Source organism: Bacillus sp. AK128 (genome assembly GCF_053903075.1).
This window is the reverse complement of record NZ_CP096379.1, coordinates 3,189,125-3,211,433: the sequence shown is the minus strand read 5'-3', so window position 1 is coordinate 3,211,433 and position 22,309 is coordinate 3,189,125. Positions and strand designations below refer to the sequence as shown.

Sequence of the window (22,309 nt, the reverse complement as noted above, 5' to 3'; positions counted from 1 at the left end):
TTAATAAGGATATTTTTAATTATTGAAGAAGGATTTTAAAGACTAAAAGAGAAACTTAAAGAAGAAATGATAAAAGGAGTTGAAATTATTTGTGTTAGTAGCCCAAAATAAGAAAGGTGTAATGTTCTCTATGACCAATGAGTGGACAAGGGATGCATTAATCTCGTTAAGAAATGACGAGGTGTTCCAATGTCCTGTTTGTAAGGAAGTTGTATTGTTGCGGATAGGAGAACAGAGAATTCCCCATTTTGCACACTCTAAATCTACCCAATGTGAATCCTTCTCCGAACCAGAATCAGCCTATCATTTAAATGGAAAACTTCAGCTTTATCAATGGCTTAATAATCAAGCCTTCAAGCCAGTATTAGAGCCCTATTTAAAAATAGTAAAACAGCGGCCCGACCTTTACCTTCCTACTCATCCTTCTAATCCCGTCATTGAATACCAATGTTCAACCATTGACTCTAAACAATTTAAAGAAAGAACAGATGGTTATCTGCTAAATGGCTATCAACCAATTTGGATTCTAGGTGGCAAAAGATTAAAACGGCTGGATCAAAATCAATTCTCGCTTTCTCCGTTTGATTGGATGTTTACTAGACTAACTCACCAAAAGCCATGTTTACTTTACTACTGTTCGGAATCAAATAATTTTCTTCTCCTCCACAATCTACTGCCTCTATCGGCCTCTAAAGCAACTGGGAATCTAGAAATACTATCTCCAAGTGAAACTTCCTTCAGTGATTTGCTCATAAGAAAACTTGATGGTCCGTTTCCTGCTCAACAATGGTTGACAATGAAAAGAAGCTGGAGACTTAATTGTACCCAGTACCCCTCTCATAATATGAAAAAACTACTCACTTTCTTATATCAAAAACAAATTTACCCTTCCTTACTACCTTCAGAAGTAGGTATTCCAGTCCCATCCATGTATTGGATTCAAACATCCCCGATTGTTTGGCAGGCATGGATCCTGATTGAATATATTGAAAACCTACCTTTTTCTATTCCTTTCAGCTTCCAAGCTGTCTATGATTACTTCAATAAAAAAAAGAGAAATCAACCATTTTACCTAAGGGAACTGCCACTTATAGCAAACAGACATTATTCCTTTGCTATTATGGAGTATTTACATGCTTTAGTAGAGATGGGGATTTTAACTCGTATAAATAGAAAAACCTTTATTAGAAAGGAGGCTTGTCACTATCCTAAGAATCTTGAAGAGGCTTTACAGAGGGACTCCAGTCTGTTAATAGAACATAAGAAGTTGTTTATATAAATACAACAATTTTTAGCATAATGATCCTTTGATTAAAAAAAGAGTCATGCGCTCATGCATGACTCTTTCACTCACAGCTGTTCAGTTAATAAAATAGGTCCTTGTTTGGTAATTGCGATGGTATGTTCATATTGAGCAGATAGGGATCCGTCTACTGTTCGAGCAGTCCATCCGTTATCATCCATTTTAGATGGCCAATCACCGATATTGACCATAGGTTCAATGGTAATCACCATTCCTTCTTTTAACCGTAATCCACGATGGGGGAGACCAAAGTGTGGAACCTGTGGCTCCTCATGAATGGTTGGTCCAATACCATGCCCGATAAAGTCTCTGACGACAGAGAAGCCTTCAGCTTCAACATAGGTTTGAATCGCATGGCCAATATCACCAATCCGGTTTCCTGCCACAGCTTTTTCAATGCCTAGGTAAAGAGCTTCTTTTGTTACATCTAATAGCTTTTGTGTTTGGTCTGGGATAGAGCCAACTGCGTAGGTCCAGGCAGAGTCCGCCAATGCACCATTTAGATTGACAACCATATCAATAGTGACAATATCACCATTCTTTAAAGGTTCCTTCCTTGGAAAGCCATGGCAAATTTCATCATTTATGGTAGCACATGTTGCATATTGGTATCCACGAAAACCCTTTTGTTCAGGAGTGGCACCATGCTTTGCTAAATATTCCTCTACAAATTCATCAATCTCTGCTGTTGATATTCCAGGTTTAATAAGCTTCGCAATTTCCTTGTGACAGGCTGCAAGAAGCTTACCTGCTTCGTGCATTAAGCCAATTTCTCTTTCCGTTTTCAATGTAATCATGTTGTTCACTTCCTTTTAATCTAAGTAGTGGTTATAACCACCGTTTACTAAACTTTTCTTTATTATAACGTTGAAGAAAAGGATATAAAAAATTATATTCGTAAAAACTATTATAAGTGTTATAAAAGAGGGAATAAACTAATAAGTATCGAATAGGTATGAGAGATGAAGATTTCTCAATTAATTTATGTTTATTTACAATGCATTAGGAGGTATACACAATGACTGAACAAACAGCAACTAAAACATTGCCGACAAGAAGCGAAGTTCCACATGGTGACACTTGGAGACTCGAAGATATTTTTACAACAGATGATGCATGGGAAGCTGAATTTCAAGCTGTAAAAGCTTTAATTCCTAAAGCAAGTGAGTTTGAAGGAAAACTTGGCGAATCGGCCGATACTTTTTTAGCATTACTTACATATCAAGATGAACTACTGATGAGAATGGGGAAGCTTTATACCTATGCTCATATGAGATATGATCAAGATACTACAAATTCCCACTACCAGGGCTTAAATGACCGCGCTCAAAATTTATATACTCAAATTTCGAGTGCACTTTCATACGTTGTTCCTGAGATTCTAGCATTAGAAGAAGAAAAGGTTCAATCTTTTATTGCTGAAAAAGATGAGTTAAAAGTATATGCGCATGCAATTGAAGATATTACTAGAACTCGTCCACATGTTCTGAGTGCGAAAGAAGAGGCTCTTTTGGCAAAGGCTTCCGATGTAACAAGCACACCTAGCACAACATTCGGAATGCTGAATAATGCCGATTTAAAGTTCCCAGCTATTAAGGATGAAACCGGTGAAGAGGTAGAAATTACACATGGCCGTTATATTCGCTTTTTAGAGAGTAGTGACCCACGAGTCCGTGAAGAAGCGTTTAAAAAAGTTTACGAAACATATGGTAACTATAAAAATACCTTTGCTAGCACGTTAGCAGGTACTGTTAAAAAGGATAACTTCTATGCAAGTGTTAGAAATTACAACTCTGCAAGAGAGGCAGCGTTGAGCAATAACAATATCCCGGAACAGGTTTATGAAAACCTTGTGGGTACGATTAACGATCATCTTCACCTATTACACCGATATGTATCATTACGAAAAAAGGTATTAAAACTTAATGAGATTCACATGTATGATTTATATACACCTCTTGTAAAGGATGTAAAAATGGAGGTTAGCTATGATGAGGCAAAGGACCTTGTATTTAAAGGTTTAGCTCCACTTGGTGAAGAATATCAAGGAATCTTAACAGAAGCATATCAAAATAGATGGGTAGATGTTCAGGAAAATAAAGGTAAGCGTAGCGGGGCGTATTCATCAGGGACTTATGGAACTAATCCATATATTCTTATGAACTGGCAAAACAATGTCAATAATCTCTTCACTCTGGCTCATGAGTTTGGACATTCTGTGCATAGCTACTATACAAGAAAGACACAGCCTTATGTATATGGCAACTATTCGATTTTCGTGGCAGAAGTAGCGTCTACATGTAATGAAAACCTGCTCAACGATTATTTATTAAAAACAATTGATGACGAGCAGAAGCGTCTTTACTTGTTAAATCATTATTTAGAAGGCTTCCGTGGTACGGTTTTCCGTCAAACGATGTTTGCTGAATTTGAGCATGATATTCATCTAAAAGCTCAACAAGGAGAAGCATTAACGCCTGATCTACTAACAAGTATGTATTTTGAACTAAATAAGAAATACTTCGGAGACGAAATTGTGATTGATGAAGAAATCGGACTGGAATGGTCACGAATTCCTCACTTCTACTACAATTACTATGTGTTCCAATATGCTACTGGTTTTAGTGCGGCTACAGCCCTGTCTAAGCAGATTCTTGAAGAAGGCCAACCAGCAGTGGATCGTTATCTTGAGTTCTTAAAAGCTGGAAGCTCTGACTACCCAATTGAAGTATTGAAAAAGGCTGGTGTCGATATGACATCTTCTGAGCCAATCAAGCAAGCTCTACAGGTATTTGAAGAAAAGCTGACTGAAATGGAACAGCTGTTAGAAGGAAAATAATTCAATTCCTAGAAATGCGTAATCAATAAAGAAAATGCCGATTTTTCAAATGGAAAATCGGCATTTTTTATGTTTAATTATGTTCTAGCTTTCTTTTCAAATAAATCCTTTAACCCTTCACCAAACAAATTAATGGCAAAAATGGTGTAAGCAATAAATACAGAAGCCCAAAACGGAATCCAAATAGCTCTCCGAATGTCTTCAAGCACGTCTTTTAAGAAAATTGGCCAGTTATTTGAACTATTCATCCAAATCCATTGACCTGTCTCATCTTGAAAGATTACTTGAGTAAGGAATACGGAGGCAAATCCTAATTGGGCAAGTAAAAGTAGGTTTCTGCCTAAATCAAGAATAAGATGAACAATTACTTGGTTTCTAGCTGGGAAAAGATAATAACGGACGAACAAATAAACTGGCTTTGCTCCTGCAGAAATTCCTGAAGAGATAAATTGTTTTTCTTTGATCTGATCAAACATTTCACGATATAATTCTGCAACTCTCCCTACATCTATTAATGCAATTAGTAAAATCATCATCCATAAACGATTAAAGGAATACAAGATAAAGGGCAATAAAGAAAGAATTAATATCACCATAAAAGTAGGAACATAAGAAAACAATCTGTTCCATGACAAGATCAAATTTTTAACCATTCTATTATAAATTGCAATATAGCCTAGAGGTAAAGCTACTATGTAACGAATTAAAGAAATACATACAATAAACAATAAAGTTTCTTTAGCTCCATGAATTAATACACTTAACAAATCTCTACCTTTTGAGTCCGTTCCTATAAGATATTGATCAGAAGGTGGGAACGGGGGAGGAACAGGCTTTCGATTTTCATCTAGTACGAACATTTTTTCCTCTAGATCCTCACTAACAAATGGTAGATAAGGACCTATGAAAGTAATGAATAGCAAAAATGCTAAGGCAATGCAACCGATTAGAAATAAAGGACTTGACCGAAATACATTCATCGTGAGACTCCTTTTGAGTGTTGGACAAGATTTGATTTAGTTTCTGGCAGTCTATTAGTTAGTAGTCTAGAATGACGTTCTTTTTTCCAAATCATTAAAATAATTTTATTGAACCAAACGGCCACATACATAATTAGTAAAAATGTAAGGAAGTATCCTATGACCAAATGTAATTCTTTGTTCATAATCGCTGTCATTAATTGGTATCCTGCTCCGTTATAAGCTGATAATAGCTCAATAATAGGAAGACTGGATAAAAAGAAGAGAAACACAGTTTGGCCATGAGCCATAAAGGTTTGGATACAGTTCTTAATGATATGTCTATTTAAAACCCAATACGAATGAAGGCCTTTTGATTTTGCTGTTAATACATAGTCATTTTTCTCAGCAAGCTTAAGCTCTGTAAGAACAATCTTTGATAGATAAAAAACAGGAAATATAAGCAATGCAATTAATGGTAAGAAGATATTATACCAATTTTCGAAACCATATAAATCAAGTCTTGGAAACCCTGCTCTTGCCAAAAGTAAGAACGAATATTGGAGTAAGATAAATACAAAGAAATCAGGCAAAGAAGTGAATAGAATATTACTCACTCTTCCCATTAATGATTGAGACATCCTTGAAAATTTAAAATCTAACAGGCCTTTAATAAAACCAAATACCAAGCTAAGTAAGTAGCCTAGAGTAATCAGTAGTAAACTACGTCCTACATATTGTTGGATATGCTCAAACACCGAAATACCTATACTAGTCGTTCCTAGACCATGGCCCGCCAACAAGTTTAGGCTTGTATCTTTCACTTCATTCCAATACAAAGACCAGTTATATTCAAAGGTTAATTTATAATCCTTTATGATTTCCTCGGTTCCAATTGGAATAAGAGTAATTGATATTAATAGAAATGAAATGACTATAAATATGATGATTTGTTTAATAAAGCTACCTACAACATGCATTCTTATCCTCCTCTTATAGTGTATTTAACGTTGAATTAAGAAAGATTGTTTCAGGAATTGAGAAAAATAAAAATTGTAAATATTTCCATTTTTATATTTTAAACCAATTCTAAATGTATGTACATCAAAAATTTAAAAAACACGATCCTACCTAAAAAGGTAGAATCGTGTTTGTGATTTTTCTATTAGAGTTAATAAAATTGAATTTAGGTAATGTATTACCTTGGTGTTGTTAAAAACCTTTAAAACGCTTTCGATTGTTAAAGGTACTGACAATAAGTAGTAAAACGATAAATAGGATTGGGGTAGTGATGAAGAGTGGGATCAAATTAAGCATACCAAGAAGTTGAAAATAAAAAGCTCCTAGAAAAGCTATAGCACAGACTAATACTTTTATATTCATGAAGCATTCCTCCAATGAAGTAGTTATGGATAAGCTCGAAGTCGTCCTTTTTACCATGCATATGCAAAAACTTTGCATCTTATTGATGAAAAGCAAAAAAGATTTATTCCATTGCCTCGCTGAATTTAAGAAAACCATAAACACCTTAAACGAGACACAAAAAAGCCTGGCTGTATTTATTATCAGCCAAGCATAATTACATTTCCTTATTGGTTATTCGATATATCTCCAAAAGGTACCGTACTTAACAGGTACAACTTCCACCTTTTGCTTCAATAACAGTTTTTTCATTTCTTTATCAACTTCATTTGGTTCCATGTTATATACAACTGCGATTTCCTTAGTTGCTACAAACTTAAAATATTTTAAGAAATCTTCTAACGGTGGAGGTGAGCTTGGTGCAGGTGTATCCTGAAGTAGATCCTGAATGATTCGCACGTAAACGTCATAAGGATATAAACCAGTCACCTTCATACCTTCTTCTTCAATATTTTCATTAAAGAAAACGAGCGTTGGTATTTTTTCTACTTCCATGTCTGATGTGATCTTTAGGTCACATTGAAATGCTTTTGCAGCACTTTCAGAATGAAGGTCTTTCTCAAACTCTTCCACTTCTAAACCTACTTCGTTTGCACACTCAATTAGAACAGCTTCTTCAGAAATATTTTGCTTTTGTAAAAAAAGAAGCTCTTGTAATTTTCGTAAGAATTTAAGGCCGACTTTTCTTCCCTGTAGCTCTGCAGCCTTAATTGCAATGGATGCAGTATAGGGCGTTGAGATAGGATTTTCAAACCATATATCCCCATCACAAGACATTCCAGATCGACTAGCCGTTCGCTCCCAAACATTGGCGATATTTCCATTTAATGTAGCCTTCCTTAAATTTAAAGAGGCCAATCGCCCACTTATAACGTGGCGAATAGAAAAATATTTACCATATTCAATTTGTAGTTTCTTTAAAGCTGGCTCCAGTGCCCAGCACTCAGGGCAAAGAGGATCGATAAACACATATATTTCTAAAGGCTTCTTGCTACATTCCGGAACAATTGATTGGTCAAGGTGGTTATTCACGATGACTGTCCTCCTTATGTTCAGGAGTATTGATCATATGCTGTGCAGTTAATACAAGTCGTTGGTAAAATCCATCACGAAGTTCACCAACAAAGCCAATTTCATCCATCGCTTCATCCATACATGCTAGCCATGCTTTTGCACGAGTTGGGGTGATTTCAAAGGGTAAGTGACGAGCTCTTAGCATGGGATGACCGTGTTCTTCTGTATAAAGACTAGGTCCTCCTAGATATTGTGTTAAAAATTGTTTTTGTTTTCGAGCAGTTTCCGTTAAATCATTAGGAAAAATAGGTTCTAAGTCAGGATGGCTGCCTACTCTTCTATAAAAGGCATCTACTAAACGAGAGATAACCTCCTCGCCACCGATTGCCTGGAAAGGGGTATTGCCATACTCTTGCTCTGTCATATGAATAAAAACTCCTTTTTCATTATAGGAAGGTTCAAGTTGTTATAGTATCTAGCTATAATTTCTCACCAAGTTAAATATTTATGTCTGATTTTATTTTATCAAGCATTAGAAGGTTCATCAAATAAAGTGCTTGCTACATGTCCTATCCAGTGCTCTTCTATGGTTTCTAACCGTAAAAAACCTCCAGTTGGGATTCCAACTGGAGGTTCATAGTAGCGGGGCGCTTGTATCTCTGTGTTTATGCATTTAACTGATTATAGGTGTTCGTAACCTTTTTAACATAATTCTGGGTTTCTTTAAATGGAGGAATTCCATTATATTTATCAACATTACCTGGTCCTGCATTATAGGCAGCCAAGGCTAATCGTAAATTACCATCGTATCGATCTAACATATTTCTTAAATACTTTGTCCCGCCTTCAATGTTTTGGGCAGGGTCAAATATATTGGTAACTCCTAAACCTCTAGCAGTGGAAGGCATAAGCTGCATGAGTCCACTTGCACCAGCGTGGCTTACCGCATTTGAATTGAAATTTGACTCATTTTTTATCACTGCTTTAATTAGCTTTTCATCGATATTATATTTACTTGCAGCTTGTTGGATCATCTCATCAATGCTACCTAACTGGATAGGAGGTAGTGCTTTTGATACAGGAGATAATCCAGTTATTGCTTGAGAACTTGGCATTACTTGGGCTTCATTTTTTAAGAAGGATAGAGTTTGTTCACTAGTATTGAGTCCTTTTGATAATAACTCTGTGAACATTTCCTGAAATAAATTAGAGTTTGTTTCACCTGCAGATGAAGATCCAGAAAAGTTGCGCAATGCTTGAAGCTCTAGTACCATTTTTAGCTGATTAATATTCATGAACGCTCCTCCAGTCTCCTTTGTTTTTCATTGAAAAAACGACGTATTTTATTTTCTGTTTCTCGAATAGGTATTTGATATTTTTGAAGAAGCTGCTGAAAATCCAATTGCCCTTGTTGAAAGTCGGGTACTTCAAATTCAATTTCATAGTCGTCCTTATTTAAGTAGCGACTATGGTCAAACACAAGGGTACCATCTGAATAATCAATTTCAGCTCGATTTGTTTCCAGTGTACCTAGGTACTTAATTTCTTTAGGGTTTATATGAAGAGCTGTGATAATATTAAAAATCTCTCCAGATAAAAACTTCCCATCAAGCATTTCTTTTGCTTCTTTATCTGTAAGTTCCTGATGAGTTTCAAGAATTCCTTCTTCAATTGTTTGCTTTAACGTAAGTGTATAGCTGTTCTTTTTGAAGCGAATACGCAAAGCTGATTTCTGATTCTTTAGAGAAAAGTCATCTGTATCAAAGTAATGATTTTGTTGTATGATAAATTGATGTTTCGCAATTGAAAATTCTTTTATTAAATAATCAAATTCTTCTTTAGTTACTAGATTTTTAAATTCAATTTCAATCTCTTGTGTCATCACTCAAACTCCTTTACCTAAAAACCATTATACTATAATCAAACAGTTAATGTGGTAAGGTTTTATATGGTAAAATAACATGTAGATTTAAGTAATGGAAGGAGTATCAATATGCAGAAAAGAATCTCAATTGAGAAGATAGAGTGGAAGGAAGAAGAACTTCTTCTTATTTCAAGCCCTGTAGACCTTAATGGGAGCTCAATTAAGGCGGCTGAAAGGGTACTTGTAGACTCCGATCAATTAGCATTTGTTTACATACTAGAACTGGTAGATGAATATGTTTATTTATCCTTATCAAGGAATATTTGGCCAGAGCTTAAAAAAGTATTGGAAAGCCATTATCCAGTTAAGTTGATAATGGGTGAACAAGAAATCGAATTAATTGGTTTAGAAATGGAGCTAGATGAGTTAGTCCAAAATATTGAAGGCAACACCAATTATGGAGATGAAATGGTGAAAGAAGTTGAGTCGGTTTTTAATGTTCTAAAATAGGTAGAATGAAATGTGAATGATAATGGCGGTGATAAAATGATAGAGAACTGGGATGTATTTTTAGCTCCATATGTTCAAGCTGTTGATGAATTGAAAATAAAATTTAAAGGCATTCGTTCTCAATTTGAGGAGCACTCACTCACCTCACCAATAGAATTTGTAACGGGAAGAGTCAAGCCTATTCCAAGTATTATGAACAAGGCATTACATAAAAGTATTGAACTAGAAAAAATAGAAGAGGAAATCTCAGATATTGCAGGAGTTAGAATGATGTGCCAGTTTGTGGAGGACATCAGCACAGTAGTTGAGTTATTGAAAAAACGAAGAGACTTTGAAATTGTTGAGGAACGAGATTATATCTCCAAAAACAAAGAGAGTGGCTATCGTTCCTATCATCTAGTCATTCGATATCCCGTAGAAACCTTACAAGGTGTAAAAAAAATATTAGTTGAAATCCAAATTAGAACGTTAGCTATGAATTTTTGGGCTACAATTGAGCATTCATTAAATTATAAATATAGTGGTCAGATTCCCATCAATATTCAAAAAAGACTTCAGCGGGCAGCAGAGGCTGCCTTTCAATTAGATGAGGAAATGTCCTTAATCAAGGATGAAATTCAGGAAGCTCAGGCTGCTTTTTCTAGAAAGAATGAGATTTAAGGGTGGGTGAAACAATGAAGTTTGCAATAACATCTAAAGGTGATACAGTATCTAACACATTAATGCTTAAAATGAAGACTTATTTACAGGATTTTGAGCTTGTTTATGATGAAGATCAACCCGATATTGTCATTTCAGTTGGTGGGGATGGAACACTGTTATATGCCTTTCATCGGTACCAAAAACGTCTAGATAAAACAGCTTTTGTAGGTGTTCACACTGGGCACTTAGGGTTTTATGCAGATTGGGTACCTGAAGAAGTGGAGAAGCTTGTCATTGCCATTGCAAAAACTCCATACCAGGTGGTTGAATATCCTCTTCTTGAAGTAATTATACGTCACCTAAATGGTGGAAAAGAAGCAAGGTATTTGGCCTTGAATGAAAGCACGGTAAAAGCTGTTGAGGGTTCCCTTGTGATGGATTTAGAAATCAAAGGGCAAGGCTTTGAAACATTTCGCGGGGATGGTTTATGTATTTCTACACCTTCAGGCAGTACCGCTTACAATAAAGCATTAGGTGGTGCGATTCTTCACCCATCTATAGAAGCAATCCAGGTTGCAGAAATGGCTTCTATTAATAATAGAGTGTTTAGAACAATCGGTTCTCCTCTTGTTCTACCCAATCATCATACATGTATGCTAAAGCCCATTAACCATGTTGATTTTCAAATCACAGTTGATCATTTAACGCTCCTTCACAAGGACGTTAAATCAATTCAATACCGTGTCGCAAAAGAAAAAATTAAATTTGCTCGTTTCCGTCCTTTTCCGTTCTGGAAGAGAGTTAGAGATTCATTCGTTGGAGACTAGTGAGAAAGGAAAGGCTTGTGGAACGATTTCAATTAAGCTGGGAAGTTAATAAAGAAAATGAAGGGAAGCTAGTTAGAGATTTTCTAAAAGAGCGGGAAATCTCTAAAACTGCCTTAACGGATATTAAATTTAGAGGTGGGGAAATACTAGTTAACTTGTTTCCTGTAACTGTTCGGTATCAATTAAAAGACGGTGATCACCTTCAAGTCATTTTCCCAATTGAACTGCCAAGTGAGGAGTTAAGAAAGGAAGACCTTCCACTGTCTGTTGCATTTGAAGATGATTATTTGCTTGTAGTCAATAAAACTGCTAACATTCCGACCATTCCATCAAGGGAACATCCACGTGGTTCTTTGGCAAATGCTCTTCTCTATTATTATGATCAAAAGAATATCGGTAGTACGGTTCATATTGTTAACCGTCTAGACCGGGATACTAGTGGTCTATTAATCGTTGCAAAGCATCGTTATACACATCATTTGTTTTCTAAACAGCAGAAAGCCTCTCTAATAAAAAGAACCTATGAAGCCCTTGTCCACGGTCAGGTATTAGAGGACAGTGGAACCATTCAAGCACCAATCGGAAGGAAAGATACAAGCATCATAGAGCGAGAAGTGAGAGAAGATGGACAAACGGCTGTTACTGATTTTGAAGTGCTAAAGAGATATAAAGAGTTTACTCATGTTGCACTAAGACTGGAAACGGGAAGAACCCATCAAATTAGAGTCCATATGTCTTATATAGGTCACCCTCTTCTTGGGGATGAACTTTATGGTGGAAGTAAATTATTCATCACACGACAGGCATTACATAGTCGTGAAATAAGCTTTCTTCATCCAATCACAGGAGAACAATTGACATTATCCACTCCACTTCCAATTGATATGGAGCAAGTATTACAGAGTGATTAGCTTACTTTATGGTGAAATTTATGACTACATCATTTAAAGGAAAAATTTGAATTTCTCTTGAACAACTGGCATAGAGGATGGAACAGAGATGGTTTCTAATTCTGGATAACGAAATGCCGTTAACTTTCCTCCAAAGACAGCTCCCGTATCAATATTAATTGTATGATTAACAATTCTAGCCTCTTTAACAGGAGTATGGCCATAAACAATCCATGCCTTACCATTATAATGTTGTGCCCAATCACGTCTAACAGGAGATCCATCAGGATGGGTTTCTCCTGTAATATCTCCATATAATACAAAGGTTTGAACTTTTTTATCTTGTCTCCCAATGTAATCCTCTCGAATACCAGCATGGGCTATGATCACTCTTTTTTCATCCAATATGTGATAGAGAGGAGAAGCCTCATATAATTCAATAAACTGCTTTTTCACTTTTTCTTGATTTTGCTTAGATAATGCTTCAAATTCTGCAACCGTCGTTTCTAAACCATGAGTGATTTGTACTTTTCTTCCTAAAAAATATCGATAAAGTTTATTACAGTGGTTACCAGGACAATAAAAGCCTTGTTTAGCAACAATAACAAGTTTATGTAGGGTATCAATGATCTTTAATGAATGAGGACCACGATCGGTTAAATCACCAACAAAAGCAAGCAATCTTCCATCCTTATGAATAGGTAATCCTTGTTCCCAATCATAATTCAGCTTTTTGGTAAGCTCGACAAACTCGCTGTAGCATCCATGAATATCTCCAATAATATCTAATTTCATGTTGAATCCTCCTTCTTGTACCGGATTAGTATAAACCAAAAAAGGCTGGAAAAAACCTAATACCCCAGTCTCAAAGACGAACAATCTCAAAATTAGTCTACCTATCAAATATAATAATGTTTGTGGTTTCTTTCATACTTATTAACCTGTTAAGCTGGATAACAGGGTTGTTCCATTGCGCTTCAGACACTCGCTTTCCGCGGGCGGTCTCGGGAGCCTCCTCGGCGTTCTGCGCCTGTGGGGTCTCTCTCAACACGCTTCTCCCACAGGAGTCGAGTGTCTTCCGCTCCATTCCACTAGTTTATAAAAATAGTATTCAAAATCCACGACTTAATTGAATGTAACAAATAGAGACCCGAACTAGTAGGTGAAAGATACTTCAGTATATCACCTACTAGTTCGGGTTTATAACTGGCTGAAATGCTTATTTCCAAACCTCAATCAAATAAATACTTCTTTGTTCGTGAACGGACATTCAAAATGATGCCGATTGCTAGCATATACGTAGCCAATGAGCTTCCACCATAGCTAATGAAGGGGAGGGGAAGCCCCGTGATGGGTAATAACCCCACTGTCATGCCGATGTTCTGGAATACCTGGAAGGTAATCATACCGATCACCCCTGCACATAAATAACTTCCATAAGGATCATTGCATTCCATAGCAATACGAATCATTCGGTAGATAAGTAAGAAAAACAAAGAAATGACGATACTTCCCCCAATAAACCCAAATTGCTCACCAATCACCGAAAAAATAAAATCGGTATGGGGCTCTGGAAGGTAAACTTCCGTTTGCATATAACCCTTTCCTGAAAGTGCACCAGAACCAATGGCAAGTAATGATTTGATAAGCTGGAAGCCTTGTCCACTAGAATATTGATAGGGTGTGAGCCATCCATAGAAACGATTTAATTGATAATCATCAAGGATATTCTCACGGAAAAATATTGGGAAAGCAAAATACATATAAATGAATGACAACACGATTCCACTAAAAACTATGGAAAGCACTAGTAAAATTCGCCAGCGAATCCCTGAGACAATTAAGATGGTTAAAAAGATAGCCATAAATACCATAGACATTCCCATATCTGGCTGCTTGATTAATAATAATACCGGTGCAAGGGTGGTAATGGATAACTTGGATAGTAATAATAAGTCCAGTTTAACTGAACCATCCTGGTATTTTTCACGGTGTGAAACGACAAGCTGACTTAAAACTAGGATGAGAAAGATCTTGAGAAGCTCTGAAGGCTGGAAGTTTCCTATTCCAGGCAGTTTATACCAGCTTGTAGCCCCTTTAATCGTTTGAACCAAGTTGGAAGGGACATTTAACTCAAGCCCCATTAATAACATTAAACCAAATCCGTATAAATACCAGGCTACTTGTTTAAAGCGGTCATAGTCAACAATCATGGTTACAAAAATAGCTATTGAACCCACTATATACCACTGCCATTGTTGAGCAACAAAATTAATGTGTTGAAGCTTTTCAGGAAGAGATGCCTCAGCACTGAAGATCGCTAAGGTACTTGCTATACTTAATAAAAATAAAATGAAGAGTAATGTATAATCGAGTCGTTGTTGCAAAGTTTTTTCGGAATCCATAGATGTCCCTTCTTCTAATGATGGTTATTATCAGTAATACCAATTTTTCCAATAACTAACCTATTTTTGATTAGTTTTTTGTAAGAGGGTTAATAAAACCGAGAAGTGGGTATGTACTATTATTCGGCTTTGCTTTATCTTTTAAGTGAATTAACATTAAAACCAATTATATCTATTGCTAATCCAGTTTGGTCCGTTAGAAAGGACTTTTACAATAAATTCATGCTACTATAGAGAAAAATGTTGAATCTTGACGAAAGATTCTATGCGTTAAAAGGGAGGTGGCAAAAATATGACTGAAGTAAAAGACGAATTGGTTGAAGAAAAACTGCTTCATTTATTAGAATCAGAAGAGATTCTCTTATTTAGACAGGAATTTTTGGAGCTTCATCCTTATGATCAAGCTAAGTTTTTTGAAGACCAGAATCGTGAGTTAAGGCGTCGCATCTATGAGTACATGTCACCCGAAGAAATGGCACCTATTATCGAGAATTTGGATACTGTGGACGAGGTCAAAGAAATCATGTCAGATATGGAACCTCGCTATGCTGCTGACATGTTATCGGAAATGTACGCTGATGATGCAGCAGATGTTCTAAATGAGCTAAATAAAAATCAGGCTGCAAGTTACTTGACAATTATGGATAATGAAGCGGCAAGGGAAATTAAAGAGCTTCTTCACTACGATGAGTATACAGCCGGTAGTATTATGACGACGGAGTTTATTTCCATCGAAGCTAACCAAACGATTCGTTCAGCTATGCAAATATTAAGAAATGAAGCGCCAGATGCTGAAACGATTTATTACTTATATGTGATCAATGATGATAAAAAATTAGTTGGAGTCATAAGCTTGAGGGATTTGATTATTTCTGATGAGGATAAAATGATATCGGAAATCATGTATGATCGCGTTGTCTCTGTTAGTGTAGGGGATGATCAAGAAGTTGTCGCAAGAACGATGAAGGATTATAATTTCTTAGCACTACCTGTTGTTGATTTTAATCAACATCTCCTTGGAATCATTACGGTTGATGATATTATTGATGTTATTGATGAAGAGGCATCAGATGATTACTCAAAGCTAGCTGCCGTATCTAATATGGACACAATTGACAGAGGGTCTTTTTCTGCAGCCCAAAAGAGATTGCCATGGCTAATTATTCTTCTATTTTTAGGTATGTTGACAGCAAGTTTAATTGGAAGATTTGAACAAACATTAGACCAGGTTGCTATATTAGCAGTTTTTATTCCATTAATTGCAGGAATGGCTGGAAACACAGGAACTCAGGCATTAGCTGTTGCCGTTAGAAACATAGCAACAGGAGATGCATTTGAAGCATCAGTTTGGAAATCCATTTGGAGAGAAGCAGGAACTGGACTAATAACTGGCGCTTCTTGTGGAATATTAGTAACAGTCGTCGTATTTATTTGGAAGCAACATTTCTTTCTAGGATTATTAGTGGGTATTTCAATTTTTATCACCCTATTTATTGCTACAATCGCAGGAGCATTAATTCCATTAATTATGCACCAGTTTAAAATTGACCCAGCGGTTGCTTCTGGGCCGTTTATTACAACGATTAATGATATTATTAGTATTATCGTATATTTTGGATTAGCAACCATATTTATGCAGTATCTGTTATAAGAATTTTTTAGGTAAAAGGCATTTTAGTATTAGTGGATGTGGATCCACAACTCTTATAGTTAAAGGGGGAATAAACATGGAGCATCATGCTTCCGTAACATCTTTACTCATTGTCGTGATTGTCGCATTCTTAACACCATTGCTCATGCATCGATTCAAGCTTAATTTCCTCCCCGTAGTGGTTGCTGAAATTATCATGGGGTTAATCATTGGTAAGTCAGGTTTTAATCTCATTCATCCTGATATGTGGATTGAAACACTTTCAACTCTAGGATTTATATTTTTAATGTTTTTAAGTGGTTTAGAAATTGATTTTTCCGCCTTTGCAGGTAATAAGAAGAAAGAAGTATTACCAAATGGGAAAAATGCACCTAATGCATTTTTAGTGTCTTCTGTCGTTTTTGTGGGGATTTTTGGTATTTCATTATTTCTTTCTTATTTATTTGTCTGGACAGGTTTTATCGAGAATGCTTTCTTAATGACGCTTATTATTTCTACGATATCACTTGGTGTTGTAGTGCCAACGTTAAAAGATGCAAATATAATGAAGCGTTCTATTGGTCAGACTATTCTCTTAGTAGCAGTCATTGCTGACTTAGTTACGATGATCTTACTAGCTGTGTTTGTTTCATTATACAGTGAAGATCAAGGGAATATGTGGTTACTACTTATTCTGTTTGGTGCCGGAGTAGGTATTTATCTACTAGGTAAATACTTTAAAAACCAAACTTATTTAGAAACTATGTCAAAAGGAACAATCCAAATTGGAACAAGAGCAGTCTTTACACTAATAATTGTTTTAGTGGGATTATCTGAATCTGTTGGAGCTGAGAATATCCTTGGCGCCTTCTTAGCGGGGGTATTGGTCTCTTTATTATCACCCAATGCCGACCTTGTTCATAAGCTAGACTCATTTGGTTACGGCTTTTTAATTCCAATATTCTTTGTAATGGTTGGGGTTAATTTAGATATTTGGAGTCTCTTTGAAGATTCTAAGGTGATTTACTTAATTCCATTATTATTAATTGCACTATTTATCTCTAAAATAGTTCCTGTTTATATTATGAAAATATGGTTTGATCATAAAACCGTCTTAGCTTCCGGTTTCTTATTAACATCTACTTTATCATTAGTGATTGCAGCTGCTACCATTGGAGAAAGAATGGGAATCATTGATGGACAAATGTCTGGTGCACTAATCCTTGTAGCAGTTATTACGAGTATCATTACACCAATTGCCTTTAAGAAAATCTTCCCTGAGCAAAAGGAAGAGGACTTAAAGAAAAAAGTTGCATTTATTGGTGCGAACCAACTGACTTTACCTGCAACTTTAGAATTAAACAAAGATTTGTATGAAACGACGATTTACCATATCAAGCAAGATAAGATCGAGAAGCAAGTATCCGACTCATTATTTAATATTGTAGAGCTAGAAAGCTATTCCGTAGATGAATTGAAAACACTGGATATTTTTGAAGTAGATATTCTTGTCGTCACCACAGGAGATGAGGAGACTAATTCAGAAATTGCCACATTTGCAAAGGAATATGGTGTAGAACGAGTAATCGCAAGAGCTGAAACTCCTGAATACGATGAAGCTTTGAAGAGTCATGGAGTAGAAGTATTTTCCGTACTGTTATCAACGAAATCATTATTGCGAGCTTTAATCGAGGCACCAAGTGTCATGAATATCTTAACCAATCAAGAAACAGCTCTATATCAAATTAATATGAAAAATAGCCTCTACAACGGGATTCAGCTAAGAAACTTTCCTTTTACAGGAGATGTAATCTTTGTACGTATTTTTAGAGGGAAAGATTCGATTGTACCTCATGGTGACACTGAACTGCAATTAGAAGATCGATTAATTGTTACAGGAACAAGAGAGTATGTCGATGAATTAAAACGAGTGTTAGAGTTTGGTAAATCTGTATAATCTTTAAAAGTCTTATCATTTTGATAAGGCTTTTCTTTTTTAGTTAAAGGATATGGTAAAGCTCTAAGTTTATATGATATACTATGACTAGGTACTAATAACTTGTATAAAAGTATGTCTAGGAGGAACTCGTTGATGAATTTTTCATTAAAAGATCGTACATATGTGGTAATGGGTGTTGCCAACAAAAGAAGTATTGCATGGGGAATTGCTAGGTCACTACATGATGCTGGTGCACGCCTGGTATTTACGTATGCAGGAGAACGTTTAGAGCAAAGTGTACGTGATCTTGCTGAATCACTAGATCGAAAAGATTCTCTTGTTCTACCTTGTGATGTGACAAATGATCAGGATATTGAAAAATGTTTTGCGGAAATTAAGGAATCAGTTGGTGTAATTCATGGCGTTGCCCATTGTATTGCCTTCGCAAACAAGGAAGAGCTAAATGGCGACTATATGAATACAACGAGAGACGGTTTCTTATTAGCACATAATATTAGCTCGTATTCGTTAACTGCCGTTGCAAAAGTTGCGAAGGATTTAATGACTGAAGGCGGAAGCATTGTCACTCTTACTTATCTAGGTGGAGAGCGTGTTGTAAACAACTATAATGTTATGGGTGTTGCGAAAGCTTCATTAGATGCTAGTGTGAAATACTTAGCTAATGACCTTGGGAAGCAAGGAATCCGTGTGAATTCCATTTCTGCTGGACCAATTCGTACCTTATCAGCAAAAGGAGTTAGTGATTTTAACTCCATCTTAAAGGAAATTGAAGAGAAATCTCCACTACGTCGTACAACGACACAAGAAGAAGTAGGCGATACAGCTGTATTCTTATTCAGTGATCTATCTCGTGGGATTACGGGTGAGATGATTCATGTTGATTCTGGATATCATATTTTAGGGAATTAGTTCGTAATAGAAGCAGATAATAAAAAAGGTCAAATCTTCAGGATTTGACCTTTTTTATTTTAAAGCTGAAACATTACTTAGGCACATACCATATTTAATTTGCATACAAATAAGAGATAAATAGTTAACGGAGGTTGAGGAGTGTGAAGGAAACGAAATCTGTCAAACAGCGTCCTCTTATGTATATCACACAGCCGAATTTACAACCAACTGATGTGTTTATGCAGACTACAGTTATTAGTAAACGAGAGCCATTGGTGTTGGAGCCTGAACAAAAGGAAATGGATGAGGTTATTGAAGAAGAACAACCTGAACAAATTAGAAAAGAACCAGAACGTCGGGAGTCTAAGAAAACAAAAGCAGATAGAAGAAAAAGATTTATAGAACTATCCATTGAAGAGAAAATTAACTTCTTTATTAAGCTACCTATGAATGTACCAAGATCAACATGTGAAATTATCACGCTTGATGAAAAAATTCATGGAAAAATTACTGAACTTTCAAAGGGGCAAGTTACCATCAGTACTTTCAATGAGCCGTATAAGGTTGAATTGCCAATTGAAAGTATTCAAAGTATAGATATTATTAGCCTATAGACTTTGGTAAAAGAAGAAATTGTCGATTTGACAATTTCTTCTTTTATGTTATCCTCTTCTTCCACGTCTTCTAGGTGTATCCTCAATAATTTCTTCTACTACATCTTCAACCTCATCTTCTTGATTTGTTACAGTAAAGAAATCAACTACCAAGCGAGGATCTAAGCATTGAATAGCACAGAAGCAATTTAGATCAACCTCAAAACAAAAGTCTGTTTTTAGTAAGTTTTCTACATCACATAAGTCTTTCTCATCTTGAAAGTCAACACCAGCTGGTCTTAACAGAGAAAGAGTAGCACAGCAGCCATCCTTTACATTTTCAACACGAAAGAATGGAGTAACAAAACAGTCTCCACCTCTTAGTTCTCCAACGTTTCCAAATGCTTTAAAAAGTTCACCTTTTTTTGTATAAAGCAAGAAAGGAATCGTATCACCTACAAAATTCGCTGGTGCTAGAAGGTTTTCAAAGCAGCTAGTCGGACATCTGTCTTCTACAGCATCCTGAAGATCAGCTATGTTTTTCACTGCATCACATACACAATTAAACTCATCCTTATGTTTACTCATTATTATTGCCTCCCGAGGATTGTTTGACCTTGTTAGTCCTTATTATCATATAGATGGACAGGTGTACATGTGTGTAGGGAAACACCTATTTTACTAGACAGAAAAAAGAAAGCTCGAAATGTTCGAGCTTTCTTTGTCTTGTGTTAGTATCTTTATTTTCTGAATTGACCAGTTAGTGGAGCCACTAAGCTAGGATCTAAGCATTGAATTGCACAGAAGCATTTTAAGTCTACTTCGATGCAGTTGTTAGTTCTGAATAATTGCTCTGTGTCACAGATTAACTCTTTTAGATTGTCGATTTCGCAATCTGGTTCTACATCTGATTCAAGTAACTCAAGTGTAGCACAGCAACCGTCTAAACCTCTAACACGGAAGAAAGGTGTTTTGAAAGAATTTAAGCCTGGCTTAAGGTTACCAAATGCTGTGAACGGCTTACCTTCTTTCGTGTAAAGGATAAATGGAATTGTGTCTCTACCTGCCGCTACAGGGCTTAAAAGATTTGAATAACAACTTGTAGGACAGTTATCCTCAACAGCTTCTTGAGCATCTAGAATAGCTTCTACTGCATCACATACACAGTTTAATCCATCGTTACAACTCATTGAAAATCATCTCCTCGGAATTTTTGTTTTTGACTTATCGTCACTAACTAATCTATGAGTGGACAGCATTTTGGTGTTGGGAGGGTGTCCCTAGTTTGGAAAAATAGGCTAAACGTAGTCATTCAAATAATTGATATTGAGGGGCATATGCCAATTACGTATGTAGGACTAATGACATACATTATAGAGATATCCTTTAAAAGAAAGGAGGAAGCTTCTTGAAGGAAAGAATTCTTCATGATGAATATGTAAAAAGATTACTTGAAAAGAGAAAACACGAAGTAATTGAAATAGATCAAATTAATAAAAGAAATATATCTTTAGGTGATGGCTTAACCTCACCAACAAGCAACCTTTCAACAGAAGAAACAAGAATATTAATAGAATATATGGAGCAAAGAAACCTATTCAATATAACAAGTGAAGATCCAGCAAGGAAAAAGGTCCTAACACTAAAAAAATTCTTTAAAATGAAGCGAAATCAACAGGTCGAGATCTATTCACTTTGTGATGAAATGTCAATTTATACGGTGGGGAAAGTAAGTGGGGTTGGAAGGGACCATGTGATGTTAACCAATTTAAAAAGTAGGTTTTGGATACCTTATCAATTTATTGACTCCGCAAATGTTCCGTATGGAATCCCTAACTACTCCAACACTCATCAACATTTTTTATATGACAATCAATATCGTGAAAAGCTTTTATACCAATTTGGAGAAACGGTTACTAAAAGAGACCCCATATATCAACTTTTTAATGAGGATTCTATTCAGTCTAGCCTTAAGAGATGGATTGGGTCCTGGGTAGAAGTTAGAACCCTTTCAGGAAATAGGGAAATAGGAAATATTGTTAATGTGAAAAAAGATGTGCTTCACTTGAAAATTTGGAAAAAAAATATTGAAGTCAATGTGAAGGATATTGCTTACATTGAGACGATAAGACTACTTGATGTTATAAAAAAATGGATGAATTTTTAAGTGTAATCAGTATATGGACCTATACCAACTGTAATTAAGAAGAATAGATTACTAATAATCTTTTATTAAAAGGAGGATATGGTATGAGCCACAACCATGACCAAGAACCTATTGTTGACCGCATTTTTGAAGATCTTGTAGGAATGATTGGGGATGAAATCCTACTTGTTACAGAAGCTCCACAACTAAACTTATTGGGTCAAACCTTTAGACCCATTTTCTGTGGAACCATTGCAGAGGTTGAGACGGGGCATATTACGTTATTTCCTGTCGTTATAAAGTTTGTTAATGCCCCATTTTACGAAAATCCATTTCCAATAAGCATACCTTTTGAAAAAATTGCCCACTTTACTACTAATTTTGATTGTAGTACAAGATTTCCAATTTCATAAG

23 protein-coding genes are annotated in these 22,309 nt (G+C 35.9%); 12 read left to right on the top strand and 11 right to left on the bottom strand.

Annotation, left to right across the window (positions count from 1 at the left end; all coding sequences use genetic code 11):
• The first annotated feature begins 91 nt into the window (after positions 1 to 91).
• Entirely contained in the window at positions 92 to 1,279 is a 1,188-nt protein-coding gene (locus tag M1D60_RS16130; protein ID WP_456275859.1) for a competence protein CoiA, read from the top strand.
• Positions 1,280 to 1,350: 71 nt separating this feature from the next.
• Here the strand turns inward: M1D60_RS16130 and map are convergent, their stop codons facing one another.
• Complete coding sequence (gene map / locus M1D60_RS16125; protein ID WP_456275858.1) at positions 1,351 to 2,100, bottom strand: type I methionyl aminopeptidase; 750 nt, start codon at positions 2,098 to 2,100, stop codon at positions 1,351 to 1,353.
• Positions 2,101 to 2,321: 221 nt separating this feature from the next.
• Here map and pepF point away from each other — a divergent pair, with 221 nt between their 5' ends.
• A complete protein-coding gene (gene pepF, locus M1D60_RS16120) occupies positions 2,322 to 4,142 on the top strand; it encodes an oligoendopeptidase F (protein WP_456275857.1) in 1,821 nt (606 codons plus the stop codon).
• 77 nt (positions 4,143 to 4,219) lie between these two features.
• On the opposite strand, the gene M1D60_RS16115 is transcribed toward pepF, so the two are convergent.
• The 6 genes from M1D60_RS16115 to M1D60_RS16090 form a co-directional block, all read right to left on the bottom strand.
• Complete coding sequence (locus M1D60_RS16115; protein ID WP_456275856.1) at positions 4,220 to 5,122, bottom strand: ABC transporter permease subunit; 903 nt, start codon at positions 5,120 to 5,122, stop codon at positions 4,220 to 4,222.
• Positions 5,119 to 6,081 carry an ABC transporter permease subunit gene (locus M1D60_RS16110; protein ID WP_456275855.1) on the bottom strand — a complete coding sequence of 321 codons (963 nt, stop codon included), beginning with the start codon at positions 6,079 to 6,081 and terminating at the stop codon, positions 5,119 to 5,121. The genes M1D60_RS16115 and M1D60_RS16110 overlap by 4 nt, the downstream gene beginning before the upstream one ends.
• A 616-nt stretch (positions 6,082 to 6,697) precedes the next feature.
• Positions 6,698 to 7,555, bottom strand: a complete 858-nt coding sequence (locus M1D60_RS16105) for a ClpXP adapter SpxH family protein (RefSeq protein WP_456275854.1) — start codon at positions 7,553 to 7,555, stop codon at positions 6,698 to 6,700.
• Complete coding sequence (locus M1D60_RS16100) at positions 7,548 to 7,961, bottom strand: globin domain-containing protein (protein ID WP_456275853.1); 414 nt, start codon at positions 7,959 to 7,961, stop codon at positions 7,548 to 7,550. The genes M1D60_RS16105 and M1D60_RS16100 overlap by 8 nt, the downstream gene beginning before the upstream one ends.
• Positions 7,962 to 8,202: 241 nt before the next feature.
• Entirely contained in the window at positions 8,203 to 8,832 is a 630-nt protein-coding gene (locus M1D60_RS16095; protein WP_456275852.1) for a lytic transglycosylase domain-containing protein, read from the bottom strand.
• A complete protein-coding gene (locus M1D60_RS16090) occupies positions 8,829 to 9,419 on the bottom strand; it encodes a CYTH domain-containing protein (RefSeq protein WP_456275851.1) in 591 nt (196 codons plus the stop codon). Before M1D60_RS16090 ends, M1D60_RS16095 begins: the two co-directional genes overlap by 4 nt.
• A gap of 111 nt (positions 9,420 to 9,530) precedes the next feature.
• Between M1D60_RS16090 and M1D60_RS16085 the strand changes: the two genes are divergently transcribed.
• From M1D60_RS16085 to M1D60_RS16070, 4 genes are read left to right on the top strand one after another with little or no spacing between them, the layout of a single operon-like run.
• On the top strand, positions 9,531 to 9,911 hold the full coding sequence (locus tag M1D60_RS16085) for a UPF0738 family protein (protein ID WP_456275850.1): 381 nt from the start codon (positions 9,531 to 9,533) through the stop codon (positions 9,909 to 9,911).
• 36 nt (positions 9,912 to 9,947) lie between these two features.
• Entirely contained in the window at positions 9,948 to 10,571 is a 624-nt protein-coding gene (locus M1D60_RS16080; RefSeq protein ID WP_456279466.1) for a GTP pyrophosphokinase, read from the top strand.
• 14 nt (positions 10,572 to 10,585) lie between these two features.
• The gene (locus M1D60_RS16075; protein WP_456275849.1) at positions 10,586 to 11,380 is read left to right on the top strand and encodes an NAD kinase; all 795 of its coding nucleotides are present in this window, start codon (positions 10,586 to 10,588) and stop codon (positions 11,378 to 11,380) included.
• Positions 11,381 to 11,397: 17 nt separating this feature from the next.
• Positions 11,398 to 12,291 (top strand): RluA family pseudouridine synthase, encoded by an 894-nt coding sequence (locus M1D60_RS16070; RefSeq protein WP_456275848.1) that lies wholly within the window; start codon positions 11,398 to 11,400, stop codon positions 12,289 to 12,291.
• 33 nt (positions 12,292 to 12,324) lie between these two features.
• Here M1D60_RS16070 and prpE read toward each other — a convergent pair whose 3' ends face one another.
• Complete coding sequence (gene prpE / locus M1D60_RS16065; RefSeq protein ID WP_456275847.1) at positions 12,325 to 13,065, bottom strand: bis(5'-nucleosyl)-tetraphosphatase PrpE; 741 nt, start codon at positions 13,063 to 13,065, stop codon at positions 12,325 to 12,327.
• Between the two features lie 437 nt (positions 13,066 to 13,502).
• Positions 13,503 to 14,675, bottom strand: coding sequence for an FtsW/RodA/SpoVE family cell cycle protein (locus M1D60_RS16060; protein WP_456275846.1), 1,173 nt, complete (start codon positions 14,673 to 14,675; stop codon positions 13,503 to 13,505).
• A 292-nt stretch (positions 14,676 to 14,967) separates the two neighbouring features.
• On the opposite strand from M1D60_RS16060, the gene mgtE reads away from it, so the two are divergent.
• The 4 genes from mgtE (at position 14,968) to M1D60_RS16040 (ending at position 19,770) form a co-directional block, all read left to right on the top strand.
• Positions 14,968 to 16,326, top strand: a complete 1,359-nt coding sequence (gene mgtE / locus M1D60_RS16055; protein ID WP_456275845.1) for a magnesium transporter — start codon at positions 14,968 to 14,970, stop codon at positions 16,324 to 16,326.
• 76 nt (positions 16,327 to 16,402) lie between these two features.
• Positions 16,403 to 18,262, top strand: coding sequence for a monovalent cation:proton antiporter family protein (locus M1D60_RS16050; RefSeq protein ID WP_456275844.1), 1,860 nt, complete (start codon positions 16,403 to 16,405; stop codon positions 18,260 to 18,262).
• 135 nt (positions 18,263 to 18,397) lie between these two features.
• On the top strand, positions 18,398 to 19,174 hold the full coding sequence (gene fabI, locus M1D60_RS16045) for an enoyl-ACP reductase FabI (protein ID WP_456275843.1): 777 nt from the start codon (positions 18,398 to 18,400) through the stop codon (positions 19,172 to 19,174).
• 143 nt (positions 19,175 to 19,317) lie between these two features.
• Positions 19,318 to 19,770, top strand: a complete 453-nt coding sequence (locus M1D60_RS16040) for a CotO family spore coat protein (protein ID WP_456275842.1) — start codon at positions 19,318 to 19,320, stop codon at positions 19,768 to 19,770.
• 48 nt (positions 19,771 to 19,818) lie between these two features.
• On the opposite strand, the gene M1D60_RS16035 is transcribed toward M1D60_RS16040, so the two are convergent.
• Together M1D60_RS16035 and M1D60_RS16030 are read right to left on the bottom strand one after the other, a co-directional pair.
• Positions 19,819 to 20,337, bottom strand: a complete 519-nt coding sequence (locus M1D60_RS16035) for a CotY/CotZ family spore coat protein (protein WP_456275841.1) — start codon at positions 20,335 to 20,337, stop codon at positions 19,819 to 19,821.
• Between the two features lie 152 nt (positions 20,338 to 20,489).
• A complete protein-coding gene (locus tag M1D60_RS16030) occupies positions 20,490 to 20,939 on the bottom strand; it encodes a CotY/CotZ family spore coat protein (protein WP_456275840.1) in 450 nt (149 codons plus the stop codon).
• A gap of 218 nt (positions 20,940 to 21,157) precedes the next feature.
• Here M1D60_RS16030 and M1D60_RS16025 point away from each other — a divergent pair, with 218 nt between their 5' ends.
• Together M1D60_RS16025 and M1D60_RS16020 are read left to right on the top strand one after the other, a co-directional pair.
• Positions 21,158 to 21,916 (top strand): hypothetical protein, encoded by a 759-nt coding sequence (locus M1D60_RS16025; RefSeq protein WP_456275839.1) that lies wholly within the window; start codon positions 21,158 to 21,160, stop codon positions 21,914 to 21,916.
• Positions 21,917 to 21,999: 83 nt separating this feature from the next.
• Positions 22,000 to 22,308: a hypothetical protein gene (locus tag M1D60_RS16020; RefSeq protein ID WP_456275838.1), complete on the top strand. Its 309-nt coding sequence runs from the start codon at positions 22,000 to 22,002 to the stop codon at positions 22,306 to 22,308.
• Position 22,309 lies beyond the last annotated feature (1 nt).

Bases quoted from the DNA above. Each gene is read 5' to 3' on its own strand.
- map (WP_456275858.1), bottom strand. From the start codon at position 2,100: ATGATTACATTGAAAACGGAAAGAGAAATTGGCTTAATGCACGAAGCA.
- pepF (WP_456275857.1), top strand. From the start codon at position 2,322: ATGACTGAACAAACAGCAACTAAAACATTGCCGACAAGAAGCGAAGTT.
- M1D60_RS16115 (WP_456275856.1), bottom strand. From the start codon at position 5,122: ATGAATGTATTTCGGTCAAGTCCTTTATTTCTAATCGGTTGCATTGCC.
- M1D60_RS16110 (WP_456275855.1), bottom strand. From the start codon at position 6,081: ATGCATGTTGTAGGTAGCTTTATTAAACAAATCATCATATTTATAGTC.
- M1D60_RS16100 (WP_456275853.1), bottom strand. From the start codon at position 7,961: ATGACAGAGCAAGAGTATGGCAATACCCCTTTCCAGGCAATCGGTGGC.
- M1D60_RS16095 (WP_456275852.1), bottom strand. From the start codon at position 8,832: ATGAATATTAATCAGCTAAAAATGGTACTAGAGCTTCAAGCATTGCGC.
- M1D60_RS16090 (WP_456275851.1), bottom strand. From the start codon at position 9,419: ATGACACAAGAGATTGAAATTGAATTTAAAAATCTAGTAACTAAAGAA.
- M1D60_RS16085 (WP_456275850.1), top strand. From the start codon at position 9,531: ATGCAGAAAAGAATCTCAATTGAGAAGATAGAGTGGAAGGAAGAAGAA.
- M1D60_RS16080 (WP_456279466.1), top strand. From the start codon at position 9,948: ATGATAGAGAACTGGGATGTATTTTTAGCTCCATATGTTCAAGCTGTT.
- M1D60_RS16075 (WP_456275849.1), top strand. From the start codon at position 10,586: ATGAAGTTTGCAATAACATCTAAAGGTGATACAGTATCTAACACATTA.
- prpE (WP_456275847.1), bottom strand. From the start codon at position 13,065: ATGAAATTAGATATTATTGGAGATATTCATGGATGCTACAGCGAGTTT.
- M1D60_RS16060 (WP_456275846.1), bottom strand. From the start codon at position 14,675: ATGGATTCCGAAAAAACTTTGCAACAACGACTCGATTATACATTACTC.
- mgtE (WP_456275845.1), top strand. From the start codon at position 14,968: ATGACTGAAGTAAAAGACGAATTGGTTGAAGAAAAACTGCTTCATTTA.
- M1D60_RS16050 (WP_456275844.1), top strand. From the start codon at position 16,403: ATGGAGCATCATGCTTCCGTAACATCTTTACTCATTGTCGTGATTGTC.
- fabI (WP_456275843.1), top strand. From the start codon at position 18,398: ATGAATTTTTCATTAAAAGATCGTACATATGTGGTAATGGGTGTTGCC.
- M1D60_RS16035 (WP_456275841.1), bottom strand. From the start codon at position 20,337: ATGAGTAAACATAAGGATGAGTTTAATTGTGTATGTGATGCAGTGAAA.
- M1D60_RS16030 (WP_456275840.1), bottom strand. From the start codon at position 20,939: ATGAGTTGTAACGATGGATTAAACTGTGTATGTGATGCAGTAGAAGCT.
- M1D60_RS16020 (WP_456275838.1), top strand. From the start codon at position 22,000: ATGAGCCACAACCATGACCAAGAACCTATTGTTGACCGCATTTTTGAA.